This window comes from Flavobacterium hydatis (genome assembly GCF_000737695.1).
GTDB classification, from domain to species: Bacteria; Bacteroidota; Bacteroidia; order Flavobacteriales; family Flavobacteriaceae; genus Flavobacterium; species Flavobacterium hydatis.
In genome coordinates, this window is record NZ_JPRM01000051.1 from 13,520 (window position 1) to 35,435 (window position 21,916).

Annotated in this window: 9 protein-coding genes; 5 read left to right on the forward strand and 4 right to left on the reverse strand. The window is 35.3% G+C overall.

Annotation, left to right across the window (positions count from 1 at the left end; genetic code table 11):
• Nucleotides 1-68 precede the first annotated feature (68 nt).
• The 4 genes from IW20_RS22705 to IW20_RS22720 form a co-directional block, all read right to left on the reverse strand.
• A complete protein-coding gene (locus tag IW20_RS22705; protein WP_035628026.1) occupies nt 69-1,997 on the reverse strand; it encodes an OmpA family protein in 1,929 nt (642 codons plus the stop codon).
• Between the two features lie 11 nt (nt 1,998-2,008).
• Nucleotides 2,009-2,932: a PorP/SprF family type IX secretion system membrane protein gene (locus IW20_RS22710; protein WP_081912549.1), complete on the reverse strand. Its 924-nt coding sequence runs from the start codon at nt 2,930-2,932 to the stop codon at nt 2,009-2,011.
• A 26-nt stretch (nt 2,933-2,958) separates the two neighbouring features.
• Nucleotides 2,959-14,196, reverse strand: coding sequence for a PKD domain-containing protein (locus IW20_RS22715; RefSeq protein WP_240478525.1), 11,238 nt, complete (start codon nt 14,194-14,196; stop codon nt 2,959-2,961).
• Nucleotides 14,197-14,579: 383 nt separating this feature from the next.
• The gene (locus IW20_RS22720; protein WP_035628029.1) at nt 14,580-16,130 is read right to left on the reverse strand and encodes a peroxidase, FMP-type; all 1,551 of its coding nucleotides are present in this window, start codon (nt 16,128-16,130) and stop codon (nt 14,580-14,582) included.
• Between the two features lie 592 nt (nt 16,131-16,722).
• Between IW20_RS22720 and IW20_RS22730 the strand changes: the two genes are divergently transcribed.
• From IW20_RS22730 to IW20_RS22750, 5 genes are all read left to right on the forward strand, one after another.
• Nucleotides 16,723-17,244, forward strand: a complete 522-nt coding sequence (locus tag IW20_RS22730) for an RNA polymerase sigma factor (RefSeq protein ID WP_035628033.1) — start codon at nt 16,723-16,725, stop codon at nt 17,242-17,244.
• 46 nt (nt 17,245-17,290) lie between these two features.
• Nucleotides 17,291-17,500 carry a hypothetical protein gene (locus IW20_RS22735; RefSeq protein WP_035628035.1) on the forward strand — a complete coding sequence of 70 codons (210 nt, stop codon included), beginning with the start codon at nt 17,291-17,293 and terminating at the stop codon, nt 17,498-17,500.
• Nucleotides 17,501-17,512: 12 nt separating this feature from the next.
• The gene (locus IW20_RS22740; RefSeq protein ID WP_035628036.1) at nt 17,513-18,355 is read left to right on the forward strand and encodes a FecR family protein; all 843 of its coding nucleotides are present in this window, start codon (nt 17,513-17,515) and stop codon (nt 18,353-18,355) included.
• A gap of 99 nt (nt 18,356-18,454) precedes the next feature.
• Nucleotides 18,455-21,064, forward strand: a complete 2,610-nt coding sequence (locus tag IW20_RS22745; RefSeq protein WP_035628038.1) for a TonB-dependent receptor — start codon at nt 18,455-18,457, stop codon at nt 21,062-21,064.
• A 4-nt stretch (nt 21,065-21,068) separates the two neighbouring features.
• Nucleotides 21,069-21,908, forward strand: coding sequence for a DUF4249 domain-containing protein (locus IW20_RS22750; protein WP_035628086.1), 840 nt, complete (start codon nt 21,069-21,071; stop codon nt 21,906-21,908).
• Nucleotides 21,909-21,916: the final 8 nt, after the last annotated feature.

The following is a 21,916-nucleotide window of genomic DNA, read 5'->3' on the forward strand; positions in this document are numbered from 1 at the left end:
ATATCTTAATTCTTGATGTATAGGTTTTACTAAGTAATCAAGACTGCAATAATTTTATTTTTTTTAAATTACATCTTAGTAATAATAAACTCACTACGTCTGTTTATTTGATGTTGTGCTTCAGTACAAGGAACTCCGTTTGAGCAATTATTAAGAAGCTGTGTTTCTCCATAACCTATTGCGCTTTCGATTCTATCAGGAGCAATTCCCTGAGAAATTATATAATCTCTAGTCGCTTTAGCTCGTCGGTCAGAAAGCTCGAGATTGTATTGATCATTAGCTCTGGAATCGGTGTGGGATTCTATCTTTATAATTACACCTGGATATTGAGTCATTAGTAAAACTACCTTGTTTAACTCTATTGCGGCATCATAACGAATATCTGATTTATTAAGATCAAAGAAAATAATACCAATTTTAATTTTCAATAAACCATCTTTACGCTCTATAAGTCCAGGATCAAGACCTATTGGAACTTGAATAATCCCAGAGCTTTCGGCTGTAGTAATTGCTGTTGTATTGGTTGTAAAATTATCTTTTGCAGCCTCAATTGTATAAGATGTACTACAAGCAATGTTTCCATCAAACTCAAAACTGCCATCAATTTTAGAAACCGTTTCGTCGATTTTTTGATTCTCTTTGTTTTTAAGCGTAACAATCGCACCAGCTATTTTTGCATTAGAAATAGCATCAAAAACATGCCCTTTAATAGTTTGTGTACAACTTCTTTCGAAAGAATAAATATCATCGTCACCTTTGCCTGTTTTTCTGTTAGAACATACAAAACCTTTGTTCGTTTCTTCGTTTACAATATAACCAAAATCATCCAGACTACTATTTAGTGGAGCTCCAAGGTTAACAGGAATATTAAAAATTTCGTTGTTTAATCGGCTTTCAAATACATCAAGTCCGCCTAAACCCAGAAAACCATCAGATGAAAAGTATAAAGCTTTATCAGTTATAAAAGGGAACATTTCGCGCCCGCTAGTATTTACTTTTTCGCCTAAATTTTTAGGATTCGAATATTGATCTTCGCCTAAAATATCTACTACAAAAACATCCGTAGAACCTATTGTTCCGGGCATATCCGAAATAAAGTAGAGTTTCTTACCGTCTTTGCTTACAGATGGTTGTCCAACTGAATAATTATCGCTGTTAAAAGGAAGTTCCTTTATGTTTTCCCATTTTACAGTACCGTTTCCGTTTTCTACCGCTTTTGCTGAGTAAATTTTTAAATTATTAATTCCTTTAGAATCTCTTTTCAGTTTTCCGTTATAATTATTTCTTGTAAAATATATTGTTTTTTCGTCAGGCGAAAAAGCCACACAAGCTTCATGATATTTTGTTGTAATCTCTTTTCCAAAACGTTCTTTAAAAGTCACATCTGTTTGGGTAGGGCTTATTTTTCCTAACTGAAGGTTTAAAAATGGCTGATCGTTCCATCCGTATTTATCTGTTTTTAAATAAGAAGAATCTACGGTTGTCGAGTAAACTAAATCGCCTTTATAAAACATGGGACCAAAATCGGAGTACGCCGAGTTAATATCAAGATTTTCGAGTATAAACTGTGGTTTTATGGCTTTAATGTCTTCGAGTGTTATTGTTTTTAGTGAAAAATTCTCGGCTCTGGAATCTGATGTTTTTTGCTTTTCAGAAAAACTTTTTATCCATTTTTTAGCCAATTCATAATTCTGGATTCCTTGTAAAGATTGTGCGTAACGGAAATAATATTCAGCCGAAACTTCATCAGAATAATCGGCAAGGAGCTTACCGTACCATTTACTGGCGTTTTCCATTTGTGTATTAAAATAATAGGCATCACCAGCACGCTGCAAAATTTCTTTAGAAACATCGCCATTTTTTATTGACATTTCATACGATTTTGCGGCTTCTATATAATACATTTTATCAAATAGAGCATCGGCAGTTTTGTTTTTCGTTTGCGAATAAACCAACTGCATGACTAATAATACAAGTATAATAATCGTTCTTTTCATATAGCATAGTATTAAAAGAATCTAGGCGATTTTAATCCTTTTTTGCGTGACACTAATTCAAATCTTAGCATAATTTCATGTGTACCACTATTGTAATTTTGTAATTCGGTTGTGGTATAATCATACGCATAACCTACTAGTATTTGCGGTGATATTTGTAAAGAAACGAGTCCGCTTACAGAATCTGAGGTACGATATGATGCGCCAAGAGTTAGACAATCGTTAAACATAAAGTTGGCCGAAAAATCAGCAATTAATGGTGCGCCTGCAACATATTTTATTAAAGTTGCTGGTTTAAATTTAGTGTTTGCCGATAAGTCAAAAACAATTCCACCAATAAGATATACGTGCATGCGTTGGTTTACAAGATCATCTGCAATGTCATCATAATCATATCGTTCGCGTGTCATAAAATTTGGTATCGATAATCCGATGTAGTCTCTTTCTCCGTGCCAGTATAAACCTGCGCCAATAACTGGTAGAAATTTGTTGGTAATGTTTTCACGGAACTGAGCATCGGGATCTCTGTAGCTTCCTTTTGTCCAATCTATATTTAATACACGTCCGCCGCCTTTTATACCAAAAGATAATTTATGAGTTAATCCTGATTGTATGGTATAAGAGAAATTAGCATCGATGTATTGTTCTTCAGATGGGCCGATTTCTTCACTAATTACAGATAAACCTAATCCAACACGTTTTCCTACTGGTGTATCTAAACTAAATGAAGCCGTTTTTGGCGCTCCTTCAAGTCCAACCCATTGGGTTCTGTATATTCCGGTTATGGCCAAATGTCCTAACGAGCCGGCATACGCAGAGTTTACGGTTAGCGTATTGTACATATACTGCGTGTATTGCGGATCTTGTTGTGCAAGAGCGCCAAATACAGATAGCATCGTTATGAGGGTGAAAATCTTTTTTATATTTTGAATCATAGCCAATTTAATTTTGGTTATTCATTTTATTTTAAATAAAGCCATCCTGAGGTTTTAGCAGAACCATCTCCGAGATCAAGGATGTAGAAATATGTTCCTTCCGGAAGCACTTTCGCAGACCCATCTGCTTTTCCATCCCAAGTGTTGTTATATCCTTTTTTATTATAAATTAAGTTCCCCCAACGATTAAATATTTGAAGGCGATTATCAGGATATTGTGAAATACAATCGATATAAAAAGTATCATTTTGTCCGTCGTCATTTGGGGAAAATTCGTTGTAAACTTTCAGGCAATTAGGAGCAATTGTTGCCGTATCCTGATTGTTTGACGAATTGGTATCTATCTGATCCATTTTTATAAAACTTGCCGTATTCAAGTAATCCTTAAAGTCTAATACTTTAACATGGATGGTCAATGTTTGAGAACTTCCTGCATTTACACTTGGTATTGTCCAGATTCCTGTTGTGCTATTGTACGCTCCAGATGTTACCGTAAAACTAGTTAATGCATATCCTTTTGGGAGAACATCCTGTACCTCAACATTTGTAGCTGTTAAGCCGCCAAGGTTTTCTGCTATAATTGTAAATATCACCTCGCTACCCATTGGAACATCTGTTTTATCTACTTCTTTATTTATGGCAATATCTGTTGATGGGATGTTTATGAATTCAGAATCTTCATCATCTTCACTTTGATCTCCATTATCATTATTTGGTTTACTATCCGGATCAAACTGATTACTAGCAGTAACCTGAGCAATGTTTAGATAATCGAAACTATCCAGCCCATGCGGATTCTCGACTGTTGCTTGATAAGTTAGCGTTATTCCGCCAACAGGCACGGTTAGATTTACCCATTTTATGATGCTTTTGCTAAATATTCCACCGCTATTAATGCTCGTAATATTAGATAATCCTATAGGAATCATGTCTTCTACAGCAACTCCTGTAGCGATACTAGGCCCATCGTTGTTGAGTTGTATAGTATAAGTTACAACCTCATTTACATTTGCGTTTTTATTGCTAACAGTTTTCTCTAAACTTAAATCGGCAACAGCTACTTTAATCTGTAAACTGTCATAATCATCTTCTGTAACAACTCCGTTATTTGGCGTAGAGTCAGGATCAGGTAGGTTACTAGCAATTACCTCAGTTGTATTTGTGTACTCATTAGCAACTCCTGTTGGTGGATTTACTTTAGTGTATATATCCAGAGATTGATTGGTACCACTAGGAATAGATCCTACATTCCAAACTCCCGTAATATAGTCGTAAAGACCACTTGTAGGACTGCTTGTTGCATACTCAAAACCAGGTGGCAATAAATCTTTAACTACTACACCGGTTGCATCTGCCGGGCCATCGTTGGTAACAGTTACAGTAAAAATAACTTGTGAACCTACATCATGAGTAGCATTTTGATTTAATGCTGTTTTACTAATAGATAAATCTGCCATAACAATTACTGGTGTTACTGATATGCTATCATAATCATCTTCTGTAGTGATTCCGTTACCTGGTGTACTATCAGGATCTAATTGATCTGAAGTCATTATTTCGGCAGTATTAAGATATTCATCTGTAGCTCCTGTTGGATTTTTTACATAAACATTGATTAATAAAGTATGGCTATTACCAGATAAAATCGTTCCTGGCGACCATATTCCGTTAAAGCGATTATAACTTCCGGATGTTACATTGTAGAATACAAAATCATATCCTGAAGGCAAAATGTCTTTTATCGTTACGCCAGTTGCTGTACTCGGCCCAGAATTAGTTACAGTAACCGAGAAAGTAATTAGAGATCCTACATTTGGCGTAAGGGTATTATTAACTACTTTTTTATCTATCGAAAGATCTGCAACAGCGGCAACAGGAACAAGGGTAATGGTTGAGATATCATCTTCGTTAGGATCACCATTATTTGGCGTGCTATCCGGATCTAATACGTTTGAAGCGTAAACTTCAGATGTATTAGTGTAATTGCCTGTTGTGTTAACTTTTGCAGTAACAAACAAAGAGGCAGAAGTACCATTAGAAACTGTTCCAATATCCCAAATTCCAGTTGTATTAAGGTATTGCCCAACTGTTGAGCTATATGTGATGTATTGATATCCGCTTGGTAGTAAGTCTATTACTTTTACTCCAGTTGCCGTTTGTGGACCACTATTTCTTACCGTAATTTCAAAAGTAACCGTTGAGTCGAACACAGGATTCAAATTGCCTCCTAATACCGTTTTTACAAGCGATAAATCAGCCAAAGGACTAGTTGGGGTAACTACGGCAGTTGCATAATCATCTTCGGTTACAACGCCATTATTAGGAGTTGAATTTGGATCTGGTAAACTGCTCGCTGTAACTTCGGCAACATTTACATAATTACCTGTTGCGTTTACAATAGCGGTAATTTGTAATGTTTGTGAATCTCCGTTTATCAAAGATCCAATATTCCATTTTCCGTTGTTCTTATTATAAGTTCCTTTGGTAGCTGTAAAACTAGTGTAAGTATAGCCAGAAGGTAATAAATCGGTTACTTCTACACCTGTAACATTCTGAGGGCCACTATTAGTTACAATAACTTCAAAAGTTACTTGATTACCAATTAGCTGACTTAACTTATCTACAGTTTTAGTTAAAGATAAATTTGCAGTCTGATTGATAGGAGTAGTGGTTGCAGTTGCATAATCGTTTTCTGTTGGTACACCGTTGTTAGGTGTAGAATTAGGATCAGGAAGATCAGCTGCAGTTACTTCGGCAACATTTACATAATTCCCTGTTGGGTTTACAGTTGCTGTTATCTCTAAGGTTTCAGATTTTCCATTAATTAAGCCACCTACAGTCCACAATCCTGTTGTAGAATTATAAGTTCCTGTTGAAAGCGAATAGCCATTAAAAGTATATCCAGTCGGAAGCTGATCTCGTACTTCAATACCTGTATTATCTAATGGGCCATTGTTTGTGATGATAACTTCAAAAACAATCTGTGAACCTACTAAAGGTGTTGCATTATTTACGGTTTTTGTTAACGATAAATCAGAATCATTTGCTTTCAATATTGGTGTTACAAATGCAGTTGCATAATCATCTTCTGTAGTAACCCCGTTATTTGGCGTAGAATCTGGATCAGGAAGATCTGCTGCTGTTACTTCGGCAACGTTAATGTAGTTTCCGGTAGGATTTACAATTGCGGTTATTTGTAAAGTTTCAGATGCTCCGTTGCGTAAATTACCTACTGTCCATATTCCTGTGGTTGGATTATAAGTTCCTGTTGAAATTGTAAAGCTATTGTAGGTATATCCTGTAGGGAGCAAATCACGTACCTCAACCCCCGTATTATCTTGTGGACCACTATTAGTTACTACAATTTCAAAAGTATCGATTGTACCTACCAGCGGAGTTGAATTATTTACTTTTTTAGTCAATGATAAATCCGAAGACTGACTTGTTGGTGTTATTGTAGCCGTTGCATAATCATTTTCGGCAGTATTTCCGTTGTTTGGGGTAGAATTAGGGTCAGGAAGATTAGCTGCGGTTACTTCGGCAATATTAAGATAATCGCCTGTAGCTTTTACAGTTCCTGTTATCTGTAATGTTTCTGATGTTCCGTTGGCTAAATTACCAATTGTCCATAATCCTGTTACTGAATTGTATGTTCCTCTTGAAACAGTAAATCCGTTATAGGTATATCCGTTTGGAAGTAAATCCGTTACTTGAACACCCGTATTATCTTGCGGACCATTATTGGTTACCACAACAGCAAAAGTAACTTGTGAGCCAACCAATGGTGTTGCATTATTAACCGTTTTGGTTAATGATAAATCCGAAGATTGGTTTGTTGGTGTTACTGTAGCGGTTGCATAATCATCTTCAGTAGTATTTCCGTTATTTGGGGTAGAATTAGGGTCAGGAAGATTAGCTGCGGTTACTTCGGCAATATTTAGATAATTGCCTGTTGCATTTACGGTTCCTGTTATTTGCAGTGTTTCTGATGTTCCGTTGGCTAAATTACCAATTGTCCATAATCCTGATGTAGCATTATATGTTCCTCTTGAGACAGTAAATGTGTTGTAAGTATATCCATCAGGTAATAAGTCCGTTACTTGAACGCCTGTATTATCTTGCGGACCATTATTGGTTACCACAACAGCAAAAGTAACTTGTGAGCCAACTAATGGTGTTGCATTATTAACCGTTTTAGTTAATGATAAATCCGAAGATTGGTTTGTTGGTGTTATTGTAGCGGTTGCATAATCATTTTCTGTAGGTAATCCGTTATTTGGTGTAGAATTAGGATCTGGAAGATCTGCTGCGGTTACTTCGGCAATATTTAGATAATCGCCTGTAGCTTTTACAGTTCCTGTTATTTGTAATGTTTCTGATTTTCCGTTAACTAAATTGCCAATTAACCACAATCCTGTTACTGAATTATATGTTCCTGTAGAAACTGTAAAACCGTTATAAGTATATCCATCAGGTAATAAATCCTTTACTTGTACGCCAGTATTGTCTTGTGGACCATTATTAGTTACAACTACAGCAAAAGTAACTTGTGAGCCAATTAAAGGCGTTGCATTATTAACCGTTTTGGTTAATGATAAATCCGAAGATTGGTTTGTTGGTGTTACTGTAGCGGTTGCATAATCGTCTTCGGCAGTATTTCCGTTATTTGGTGTAGAATCTGGATCAGTAAGTGCTGCTGCAGTTACTTCGGCAATATTTATATAATTACCTGTTGCTTTTACGGTTCCTGTTATCTGTAATGTTTCAGATTTTCCGTTAACTAAACTACCAACTATCCACAATCCTGTTGTTGGATTATATGTTCCTGTAGAAACTGTAAATCCGTTGTAGGTATATCCATCAGGAAGCAAATCTGTAATTTGTACGCCTGTATTATCTTGCGGACCACTATTGGTAACTACCACCTCAAAAGTAACTTGTGAGCCAACTATTGGCGTTGCATTATTTACTGTTTTGGTTAATGATAAATCCGAAGATTGATTAATAGGAGTTGTGGTCGCTGTTCCATAATCGTTTTCTGTTGGTACTCCGTTATTTGGTGTAGAATTAGGATCAGGAAGATCAGACGCAGTAACTTCGGCAATATTTATATAATTACCAGTTGCTTTTACAGTTCCTGTTATTTGCAATGTTTCTGATTTTCCGTTAATTATATTACCAATAGTCCACACTCCAGTTGTTGGATTATAAGTTCCTGTAGAAATTGTAAATCCGTTGTAGGTATATCCATCAGGTAATAAATCTGTTACTTGTACACCTGAATCATTTTGCGGACCGTTATTGGTTACGATGACTTCAAAAGTAACTTGTGAGCCAACTAATGGTGTTGCATTATTTACTGTTTTGGTTAATGATAAATCTGTATAAGGCTGAATTGGGGTAACAAATACGCTACTTTCATCATCTTCATTCTGATTACCATCGTCATTATTTGGTGTACTATCAGGATCAGGCAAATCACTTGCTGTAACCTGAGTCGTATTTAAATAAGTACCTGAAGGCAATACTTTTGCATCAATAATAAGAGATTCTGAAACTCCTGTATCAATACTACCAATATTCCAGAAACCTGTAGTATCATTATAAAGACCAGCAGATGAGCTATAGTTTGTAAATTCGTAACCATCAGGCAACAAATCTTGTACCTGAACTCCTGTAGCATTGTTTGGCCCGCTATTAGTAATAATAAGTTCAAATGAAATCTGACTTCCTATCAATGGGCTTGTATTTCCTGCAACTACATTTTTTACTAAAGATAAATCTGCAGATGGGCCAATAAAGATAATTTTAGCATTAGCTTCATCATCTTCACTCTGGTCGCCATCGTCATTATTTGGTGTACTATCAGGATCTAGCAAATCACTTGCCGTTACTTGAGCTGTATTTAAATAATTACCTGTAGGATTTACAGTTGCATTAAATGTTAAATTTGTAGTAGCACCGTTGGCCAATGCTAAGTTTTTCCACTCAAGTGTTGCACTAGCCACCTGATATATTCCGCCATTAGATACTGATCCCGGAACTAATGTATACCCAACCGGAATAACGTCTTGTATACTTACTCCTGTAGCATTTCCTGGACCTTTATTTACTAGAGTGAGCGTAAAGCCTACTACATCTCCAGCAGCTGCACTTGTAGGCAAGACGGTTTTACTAAGTTCTAAATCGGCTAATTTTAAAGTTATAGCGGCATCATCCATATCGTCCTCAGGAAGTCCATTACCAGGCGTACTATCCGGATCAAGTTGGCGCGCGGTTTGAATCTCGGCAACGTTTATATAATTAGCTGAGGTTGCTACATTAACCTTTGCTGTAATTTGGAGCGAGATAGAGTTCCCGTTATTAAGATTACCAACATTCCAGATTCCTGTAGTGTTATTGTATTTACCTGCACCATTATCGCTCACGTAAGTATATCCCGGAGGTAATTTGTCCAGAACAGTTATTCCGCTACCATTATTAGGACCACTATTGGTAACACTAATAGTAAATATTACATTGTCATTAATGCTCACGACTGCTGGTGATACTGATTTAGCAAGCGATAAATCGACAACATCCAGTATTATAGCAGCTTTATCCTGATCGTCTTCTGTTGGAACATGATTATTTGGGGTACTATCAGGATCAAATTGGTTTGAAGCAACTATCTCGGCAACATTTACATAAGATCCTGTTGAATTAATGGTGGCTTTAAAAATTAAATTTAATCTGCCTCCGTTAGGAACCATTAGATTAGACCATAAAATTGTATTATCACCAATATTGTATTGTCCCGCAAGATTTACAGAACCCGGCACTATAGTATAACCAGTTGGAAGGAAATCGCGAACAGCTACACCAGTAGCATCGACTGTACCACCCAATGAGTTGTTATTAAAAATCTGAATAGTAAAAGTTACAACATCACCTGCACTTCCTTTGCTAGGCGTAACAGATTTTGTTAGCTCCAAATCAGCAACAGCCAGAATAGTAAGAGTAACAGTATCTGTAGAAACAGCACAGTTACCATTGGTTACAGTCCATTGTAAAACATAAGTTCCAGAGATTGTTCCAGCAATTGCAGTTGTAGGAGATGTATCATCATCAAATCCTATTATTGTTGGGCCAGAAACCTGAGTCCAAACTCCTGTTCCTACAGTTGGCGGAACAGCATTTAGATTTACTGGTGAGAATTGCGGAATTGTTTGATCTGGTCCGGCATTAGCAGTTGACGGTAATTGATATATTGTGACTTTAACAGAATCCTGAGAGATACATCCGTTTACATTAAGAGTCGTAGTTGTCCATAAAAATTCATACGTTCCAGGAATCAACCCTAACATTAGAGATTTTTCATTATTTGGTGATGCAATATTGGCTGTATTAGGACCGCCAGGAACTTGTGTCCAAGTCCCTAAACCTGAAGTTACTGCCACAGCATTCATAGTAGCAAGAGTAACATCGCATAATTCTTGATCAGGGCCAGCATTTGCAATAGAAGGAGGTATGTCATTAAATGTTATTTCAACCGTATCTGAGGTTGGCTGGCATAAAGACGGATTACTAAATGGACCATTTGTTACAGTCCACGTTAAGATATATGTTCCTAACGTTGTAATGTTAGATAAAGTTGTCACGGGGCTATTTGGGCTATCTATTACCACAGCGCCTGCAGATGGATCATCTGTTGGGGTGGCAAAAGACCAAGTTCCGATACCTACTGTAGGTGGTACAGCAGCAGTTTTATATGTTGTTTGGCAAGCAGCTGTATCATCTGGACCTGCATTTGCAGTGCTTGGAGCAGCATTCATTTCTATTCTAACAATATCAGATAAGGTTCGGCAGCTATTACTTTCAAATACCCATTCTAAAATATAAAGTCCAGGAACTGTTAAACCCGAAAGAGTACTTTTGGGAGCAGTAGGAGTATCGATAACAGCAACGCTTCCCGTAGGCTGATAAGCAAATTGCCATTGAGCTAAAGAAACATCTGGAGGAGGAATGTTTCCATCTAGAGAGGTAACTCCTCCAACATCCTGAATACATAAAATTTGATCTGCTCCAGCATTCGGATCTACACTTGCTCCGCTATAAACAGTGATATTTACTGAATCTGATGATCCGGGACAAACCGAACTATCAGGATAAGTAACAGGATTGGTCGTATAAGTAAAAACATAACTATTTCCGGGTACAACTGTTGCATTTGCAATGTAACTGTCTGGCGGAGATTGTGTAATATTTACATCATTTACGTTTCCTGTTGTGCTAGTAAGAACCCATGTTCCTGTCGAATTATTATTTCCTATAAGTTGTATACTGCTTACATCGCAATAAGACTGATCAGGGCCTGCATTGGCAGCAGGAGCAACTACAACAGTCACATCATCAAAACTACCGCTACATAAATAAATATTTTTTGCTAAAATTGTCCATCTAAAAGTATAAGTACCAGCTACAAGGCCATTAATGACAGTATTAGGATTAGATGGGCTTACAATATTTGGCTGATTAGGAGCTCCAGAGAGTAAAGTCCATTGTCCGCTTTCAAAAAAGTCATCATAATTATTTCCAGCCATAGTAACACTGTTATTACTACAGATATATTGATCTGGGCCTGCAACTGCTGCATGAGGAGGAATTCCAATTGATAAGGTTACATCATCAAAAGCAACACCGCAAACATCGGCATTTATAGTCCATCTAAAAATATAATAACCGCTGTAAGCAAAGGTAAAAACTGCATTAGGGTCATGTTCATCGCTTATGCTATAATTTCCTGCACCCGAAATTCTTGTCCAGGTTCCAATTCCACCGCTAGTAGCTGTTGCAGCCATCGTAATTGTATTACCACATATTTCCTGATCAGGGCCTGCATTTGCCTCTGGTGGAGTATTTGCTATAGTTACAGAAACACTATTTTTGTTAGGTTCGCATAGTCTGGTCGCTGTTTCTATAGACCATGTAAAAACATAAGTTCCATTTCCGGGAACAGTTACCATTGTATTAGGATCATTTGGATTTGCAATTACAACTCCGGTTGTAGGAACAACAGTCCAAACTCCAGATTCTGTAAGAGTAGGAGTATTACCAGCAAGATTAAAAGTACTTGTACCAGATGGGTAACATGCATCTGGTCCTGCATCAGAATTTGACGCAGCCTGAGCATTATTTGTCGTAATTGTAACTGTATCAGAAATAGATGCACTACAGGCTGGACCAGGATGAAGATAGGATATTGTCCATTCAAATGTATATGCAGAAGCCGTTGTGGCAAAACCTGTAGCAACAGCATTTGGATCATTAAGACTTGAAAAAATAACTATATTGGGGCCGCCTGTTTGAATCCATTCTCCAATTTCGCCACTTAGCGGGGGTGAACCAGCCATAGTAACTTGCGAATTGGCACAAACAATCTGATCAGGCCCCGCATCTGTTGTTCCGAGATTGCTTGCAGAAACATATATAGTTACCGAAGCTACAGAGAAACCACATGTTGCACCACCACCTTTTGTTATATATTGAAAAACGTATGTTCCCGGAATAAGTCCGCTTATTTGTGTATCGACAGCAAAAATATCTGCAATAGTAGCGGTATTAGGGCCACTTAACTGACTCCAAAAATGCAAACCATCATCTATTGCCACTCCAGATAGCATTGTTGTTGTGTCTCCACAAGGCAAACTCACATCAGAACCTGCATTAGAAGGTGTTGGAGCTCCAGAAACTAAAATTGTCATCGTATCAAACCCAAAATCACAATTAACAGGAGATCCATTCTGACTCCTGATAAATTCGACACTATAATCTCCAGATGAGGTTAGGGTAAGAGTCAAAGAATTTCCAATATCTTGTAAAGCAGTAGGAAATGGACCTAAAGGTGAACCACTTGGGCCACTTACAATCCTGTATTGATTTACGCCTGTTCCTGTAACTGTAAGCGGAATTGTAAATACAGTTGCATTACAACTTCCCACCATATCTTCACCATTATTAGCTACAATTGTTCTTGTTGCGCCATTATATTGTACATTATAATCTTTGGTAAAAACACAACCTGTATTATTATTGGTTAAGGTATATCTAAATTTATATGGATTACCAGCATTTGATATATTAGTGACTAATGTTGTTGGATTGGTTGGTGAAACAATCATTGCACCAGGATCTCCCGCAATCTGAGTCCATTGTACTGTTTCACCTGCATACAAAGGAGTTTGAGCTACAAGAGTAACTTGAGTAATTGTGTTATTACAGAAATATATATTTTCATCTCCACCTGGTAAAGTAGTTACATTTTGCGTTGCAGCAGGAACAGCAATGGTAACCAAATCATTCCCAGAGGCACATGGTCCAGTAACTGCCCATCTAAAAGTATAAATTCCCTGAACAAGGTTAGATATTTGAGTTTTATTAGAGTTTGGACTACTAATAGTTGGAGTATTAGGACCACTTACAAATGTCCATAGACCAGATTGCCCATTAATATTACATCCGCCATAAGAACCAGTAAGATTTGTAGTTTGTGTAGTAGTATAACAATTACTTAAGGTTTGGTCTGCTCCAGCAGTAACTGGAGTAACTCCTCCATAATTAGTCACTGTGATTTGCGATGAAGTTCGGCATCGTTGTCCTGGCGAATATTCTGGCCCTTCTATAACCCACTCAAGCGTACTTGTACCACAACTCGTTTGCGGTAAGGTAATAGTTGATGTAGGTAGGTTTGGAAAATTAATTACAACTCCAGCATTATTAGCTCCAACAATATCCCAAAATCCTGTTTCTCCGGGGTTTTTTGGAGTATTTGCCATAATTGTAAGTGTCCCGTTACTATTAGGGCAACTTGATATGTTATTACCAGCATTAGCAATCGTAATGGGTTGTACATTAACAACTTTGTCCTGATAGGTTGCAATTCCGTCAGCACAAGTGGCGCTATATCTAAAAATATAAGTATTACCGCCCGTATAACCGCCTACAGTTGTTGTTGGGCTATTAGGAGAATCTATAACTACAGTGGGCCCCGATATTTGAGTCCATAGTACATTACCAGTAATAGGCGATGGTGTGTTTCCGGCAAGGATTAAATCGTCTGTTGCACATATAGTGACATTAAGTACACCTGCGTTTACAGAACAGTTTTGTCCATAAGACTTGGTAGTAAAAGAAATAACTACAAACGAAATAAAAATTAGTTTCCTAAAAAGAAACCTAAATAGTATAGATTGTTCCATAGACATTCTGGATTGAAAGGTGGACATGAACAATTTATTGACCACGATAACTTAAAATTTTAATACTGCTAAAATTTTAAATCTAAATGGGGATAAAGAAATATGTGGTCTCTCAAAATTAGCGAAATATAAACTTGAGATGCCTGTTTATATGTTTCATATTATAATATGAAACATATAAAATAATAGTACAGATGTATTTTTATTCATGCAATCCAGAACCAAATGGCTTACTATGCCTTGTAAACGTTATGTTAAAACAACATTCAAAGTAATATTTTATAGAAAGTAAAAAAAATATTTCCCAAAATAATGAACTGCATAAAAAAAGCTCAAATTGGAGGGATTTGAGCTTTTAAACTAACACCAGAACACTTTAGCACAATGATGTAGTCGATTTTTATTAGATTTTATTGCTTTTGATAAGGACATTCTGAAGCTGATCCAGAAGATTTAATTTTATTAGAATTAAATTGCTCATCGATTAAAAGTCTTTGCTCTTCAGAAACATCTTCTATTTTGCGTAGCGTGTTTATTTGTATATGTGGCCAACTTGTAGTACCGCCATCATCACCAAAATGAAATTCAAAAAGTATAACTTGTTCGTATTGCAACTGAAGAATTTCTTTTCCGTTTTCAATAACTGTTTCAACCCACATTTGCATATTCATTTCGACAGTAGGAGCAAAACGATTTACAAACGGCACATTTAATATTCCGCCTTGAGCGCCCGTTTTATTTTTAGATGACATCTGGATATGCACATGGTCTTTTATGACTTCTCCTTTAATAGAGTCACGAAGGCGTAAATCAGGTCTTACGGAATAAGGATATAAATGATGCGCAAGTATACGCTGTGAATATATTTTATTTTCTCTAGGGTCATTATGCTTGTCAAGTTTTTGAGTTACCCAATCAGGCGCAGGTTTATCAAGATCTATAGGATTTGCTTTTGCATCAGCACCACCCATAGTTCTCGAAATCGAAAGATGATCAAAATCCCAGGCAGCTAGTCCTTTAGGGAAATTTGGAGCACCAGTATTTAAACAACTAGGTCCTGATTGAACCAAATCTCCTAATAAAGTGATGGTACTACCATGCGGAATCACTCCGCTTCGAGAAATAGAATAATCAGGTATAAAATAAGGCCCTTTTTGACCATCACCTGGTTTAAGCTCTTTGGCGGGAATAAATTGAGAATACTCTCGTCCGTTTAAATTTTCCTGAGTTACATATTCATTTTTGCCATCGGCGTTTGTAACCAAATAAAGAATTTCATCTTTATATCCACTTTTATATAGGTCTTTATATTTGTCATCTGGCTCTATAGGGTGTAAACCACGGTCTTCTTTAATAGATTTTTCGGTAGCTGCATGGTTAAAAATATCACTAAGCCATAAATACATACCGTTTTCCTCATGAATAGGAGTGTATTTTAGCGCTGTTTCACCTTCTATACGGTTTACACTTTTAATACTTTGTTCATATTTAACAGCACCACAAAATTGTTCATTTGCACCACCACGATTACGTACGCCACCTTCAACTAGATTAAAAGTTAGTTTCTCTATATACTCTTCGCAATCAAAACTATATTTCCCCGGAATAGTACCCAAATTTGTACCTGGCGAAGGCATAATAGTAGTATGTATTCCGCTTCCAATTAATTTATTTTTGCTTAGCTCATTATAATTATTGTTTTTATAACTTACCCAAGTACCTTCTAATACTTTTAAAACACCGTATTTTACATTGTTTCCTATATTTTCTAAGTCACTTTCATGAAAGGCCCTAATTGGATCATTAATTTGAACTTTTTCATATCCTGACATTAAATCAAACAATATATCTTTCTTGTTTTCTTCAGCAGACCTTAATAATGCGTCATTTCCCTTTTCTGTCAAAAAGGAAGATGCCTGAAATAAATCATTTCCTTCTGTGGGGTCTTTACGTTTAAACATAATATTATTTTTTAAAGTTAATAGACTATTTATTAAAAAGTTACTCCTGCATTATCTTGAACATTAGAAGGTTATTTCATTAAGAATAAACCGTTATTATCGTCTAACTTTTTCTAGAATTTTATTTCCACAATAATAAAGTTAAAATTCAAAAGCCAACTAGGTATTTTTACTCGTTTTTCATTTCATACTCAATATAAATGCAAATTCCTTGGGTGTAATTCTATCCCGAGGCTTCGGGACTATGTGTAAACAAATTACGCCCAACGGGTTAAAAACAAAAAACAAAGAGAAAGAAGTATTTGCTAAAGAAAGGAGCGTACTGATAGAGGAGGAGAAGTCTGTTTTAGGTCATTTACTACAAGAATCTATATTAGAATGCATTTGTATTGGGAGTAATAATAGTGTTATGAATGCCGTGAGAAATTTTTTTTAAACTATTTTTTTCCTGTTAAATAATTTTAGAAGAAAATTTCTGTTCTTTGTACCTAAAGGTTTACTAAAAAAAATAAACCAGCCAGTCTTAGCTATTACTGTAAAGTGCCCTATTATTTTTGGGCATTAGGTTTAAGATTAAGATCATATTTGCGTTATGGACAACAGAAAGTTTATATTAAGTTTAAAAAATGGTAATGAAGCATCTTTCAAAGAGGCTTATCTTAATTACTATGATAAACTGATAAACATTGCCAAACGATTTAATTTTACAGTCCTTACTCCACAAGACTTTGTTCAGGAAACTTTTTTAAGATTATATAATAAAAGAGAATTGCTTAATGAAGATGTTTTGTTTGATAAACAATTGTTTACCATATGCAAGAACATCATTATTAATCATGTTAACAGAGAAAATAAGATTATTCAGCTTGATACTTTCCCTGTAAGAGTTGAAGAAGAAGATACAGAAGCAATAATTTTTGAAGAAAGAAAAGAAAAACTTTATAATTTCATAAATCTTCTTCCTGAGCAACAACAAAAAATATACACTTTACATAAACTGGAAAGCCTTAGTTATAAGGAGATTGCAGAGATTACGGATCTTTCTGAAAAGACCATTGCCAATCATATTTATCTCGCCAGTAAATTTATTCGAAAAAAAATCGAAGAGCATTAGGAACTTTTATGTTCTCGTTTGTTATAGATATAAACGGAAACATAAAATGCGTACTGAATCTTATAAAACAGATGTTACAACCAAAGAAGATGCAAGCTTTATTGTAGTGCTTCTGCAGTTTATCATTTCTGATTGTATAATGAATTTTGATTTGGATAATAGTGACCATATTCTAAGAATCGAAACCAATAGAGATATAAAAGAAATGGTTTATGGTGTTTTTAATAAACAAGGATTTTATTGTCAAAAACTTTAACGCATAAAAGATATGGACGAAAAGAAATTAGATGAGGAATTAAAAAAATTATGGGACGAAACTCCCTTTTCACATTCCGATATTGAAAAAGAGAATTCTTGGGAAGAATTTCAACTAAAAGCATTCCCACCTAAAAAGCAAAAAAATAAACCATGGCGTTATTATGCAGCAGCCGCAGTTTTAATTTTTGCCCTTGTAGGAACAGGTCTATATTTTACTAATGATCCGATAAGTAACAATATCGAAATTGTCGAAAATACAATAGTAAATACTACTTCTATAATCAAAATTGTATCCTTACCAGATAGTACAAAAGTAGAATTGAGTCCGAATTCTAAAATTATGTATGCCACTAATTTTGCTATCAATAGAAAAGTAGAGATTAATGGAGAAGCTTACTTTAAAGTAAAAAAAGATAAAAAACATCCTTTTCAGGTGTTTTGCAACGAAACCACAACTACAGTATTAGGTACTGCTTTTACAGTAAAAGGATATCCTAAAAAAGAAGTGGCGGTAGAACTTTATGAAGGAAGTGTTGAGATGAGTGTAAAAAATCAGACTCAAAAATGGATTTTGAAACCCGGAGAGAAATTCATCTACGGGAACGAAACTGCTTCAGTAACTGAATTTAGTAGGTTTGTAGATTTTGATGATGAAAAACTAAGCGTTATTAGTACTTATATCGAATCTAATTACGGTTACAAAGTGACAATCCCAAAAGAGTATTATAACCAACGAATTACTGTGCGAATAAATAAAAAGGAAGATTTAAAAACAATTATTCTATTAATATCCGAAATGTATAACCTAAACTATGAAGTAAATGAAAAATTAAAGCAGATTACTTTTCAATAGAAAAGAAAAGGATGCACTAGCCGCGAAACTAAACATCCTTCCTATAGTTAAGATAGTATGAAACTATCTATTTAATAATATTCAAAAATACAAAAATTCATGAAGCATATAATTTCAACGTGCTTTTTTTTACTCAGTTGGAGTATGTTCTCTCAAAACATAACCGTAACTGTAGATCAAACCGTAACATTAAAGGAATTTTTTAAGCAAATTGAGAGTCAAACCGACTTTAAATTTGCCTATACGGATCAGATTAATATAAGTCAAAAGTATTTTACCCAAAAAAAGACTTATACTAATATCGATATAAAACAACTTATAAATGAAATTAATAAGGCTGGTTCAATTCATTTTTCGATAGTAGGCAATAATATTTTTGTAAAACAAAAGGTTACAAAAGGAGCCAAAAAAAATAAATTAACAGGACAAGTTCTTGATGAAAAAAGAGAACCCGTAATTGGCGCAAATGTATATGTTGAGGAAATCGAAAAAGGAGCAATAACCGATATAAACGGAAGATATTCTCTAGACTTAGATAACGGAATTTATACTATTTTGGTAAGTTACGTGGGGTTTAAGAATAAAAAAAGACAAGTTACTGTTTCTCAGGATGCAAAAATTGATTTTAGCGTAGAGTCAGACAGCCACGAGTTAGAGCAAGTAGTTATAACGACAAGCAAGGCGGTTGATGTAAAAAATACTCAGATGAGTGTTAATAAACTTTCGATGGCAGAGATTAAAAGATTGCCAACTGCAATGGGTGAAGCAGATCCTTTAAAATCATTATTGACTTTGCCAGGTGTCACAAATGCAGGTGAAGCTTCATCAGGATTTAATGTTCGTGGAGGAGCTGCAGATCAGAATTTGATTCTTTTAGATGGAGCTCCAGTATATGGAGATTCACATATGTTTGGTTTCTTTTCTATTTTTAATGCAGATGTTGTTAGCGGATTAGACTTATATAAAGGAGGGATTCCGTCTAAATATGGAGGACGCGTTTCTTCAGTTTTGGATGTAACACAGCAAACAGGAGATCTTAATGATTATAAAATAAACGGAGGTATTGGTCTTATATCAAGCCGCCTTTTGGTGCAAGGACCTCTAAAAAAAGATGTTGGTTCGTTTGTTATTGCAGGTCGTGCTTCTTATGCGCATTTATTTTTAAAACTTACCGATATTAAGAGTTCTGTTATGTTTTATGATATTAATGCCAAGCTTAATTATCGTTTAGGAGCCAATAACACAATTTCTTTTTCGGGTTATCTAGGAAATGATTTATTTGATATTAATAATTTTTTTGGCAGTACGTACGGTAATACTATGGGAACGGTTAACTGGAAACATAAATTTTCTGAAAAGTTAAATACAAGCCTTTCTGTTTTTTACAGCGATTATAAATTTAATCTAGAAATACCATTTCAAAAGTTTCAATGGGATAGTAAGATTACTAACTACGGACTTAAATATAACTGGAATCATACGATATCAGATAATTTTAAACTTAACTATGGTATTGATGGTTTATATTATGATTTTAATCCGGGAACTGTCCGTCCGTATGGTGTTAACTCGCAGTATAATTACAAACAATTAGATAAAAAATATGCTTTAGAAACTTCTGCATATCTTGATATCGAAAATCAGATTACAGATAAACTGAATCTTCGTTACGGACTTCGTTACAGCACGTTTTATCGTTTAGGCGGCGAAACCATTAGCACTTATGAAAATGGAGAGTCAGTAGTATACAATCCGCTATATCATATTTACGAACAAGCTACACCAATAGGAAGTACATATTACGGAAAAGGAAAAACCATCAGTAAGTTTGGTAATTTTGAACCAAGATTAGCATTATCATATGCTTTTAATGATGAAACTTCAGTAAAAGCAAGCTACAACAGAATGGCGCAATATATCCATATGTTGTCTAATACCCGTGCGCCGTTGCCTATGACAATCTGGACTCCAAGCGGACCTTTTACAAAACCACAAATGTTGGATCAATATGCAGTAGGATATTTCCAAAACTTTAAGGAACGTGAGTATTCTTTTGAGGGAGAATTATTTTATAAAAAAATTAAAAACCGTATCGATTATATCGATGGTGCAAATTTATTGGGTAACAATAATATAGAGCAGGATATCCTAAATGGAGAAGCAAGATCGTATGGTATGGAATTATTATTCAGAAAAAATACAGGACGTTTTACAGGATGGGTTGCTTATACGTTGTCTAAGGCAGAACAAAAAACACCTGGAAGAACTCCTCAAGAGCCGGGTATTGCTAATGGAGATTGGTATTTATCAGGATATGATAAATTGCATAATCTGAATATTACTGCAAACTATGAGTTTAATCGCAAATGGTCTTTTAACGCTAATTTCACCTTACAATCAGGTCAGCCAGTAACATACCCAAATGGTTATTATGAATTTGCAGAAAGAAACGTACCTAATTATACGTTGAGAAACTCAAACAGACTTCCTGCATATCATCACTTGGATATTGGTGCAACTTATACTCCTAAACCAGATAAAAAGAAAGGATGGCAAAGCTACTGGGTATTTAGTATTTATAATATTTATAACAGGCAAAATGCTGCATCGATGATGTTTTCGCAAAATAATAATACCGGAGCAAATGAGTCTAAACAATTGTCTATTTACGGATTAGTACCCGGTGTTTCTTATAATTTTAAATTTTAATAGCATGCTAAGATTAAAAAAATATAATTTAAAAAGTAAAGCATTTACTTTATTTAGCCTTCTTTTTGTTTCCCTTTTTCTGTCCTGTGATAAGGTTGTTGAGCTAGATTTAGAAACTGGAGAACCTAAAATTGTAATCGACGCCGAGATAGTTTGGGTAAAAGGAACTGACGGTAGCAAACAGACGATAAAAATAAGCAGAATGGCCCCTTATTACAGTGCCACTACACCAAAGGTTTCTGGAGCGCAGGTAAGAGTTGAAAATAGTGATGGAGTTGTTTTTACATTTAATGAGTCTGAGCCGGGATTATATGTCTGTACTAATTTTGTTCCTGTAATTAATATGGAATACAAATTATTTGCACAAGTCGATGGACAAAGCTTAACGGCTGTTGAAAAATTAGTATCTGTGCCGGTAGTTGAAAAAATAGATCAGGAATTTATGCCAGATATATCTGGACCGGATCTTATTGTAGTATCATTTTATTATAAAGACCCAGCTGATCAGACTAATTATTATCTGACAGATTATAAAAGTGTTTTGTCTCCTTTTCCGGAGTACACATCATCAAGTGACGAGTTTGCTAATGGGAATGAATTGGTTGAAAAATTTTCTGATGCAGATCTTAAGCCAGGAATAACTCTTAACATAACACATCGTGGTATTTCTAAGAACTTTTATAATTATATGAATCTAATTTTAGAGGTTACAAATTCGAATCCTTTTGCTGCAGTACCAGGCAATATTAGAGGAAATATAATTAATACAACAGATACTAATAATTTTGCATTAGGCTATTTCAGACTTTGTGAAGCAAACCGTATGACGTATACAGTAAAATAAGAAATTAA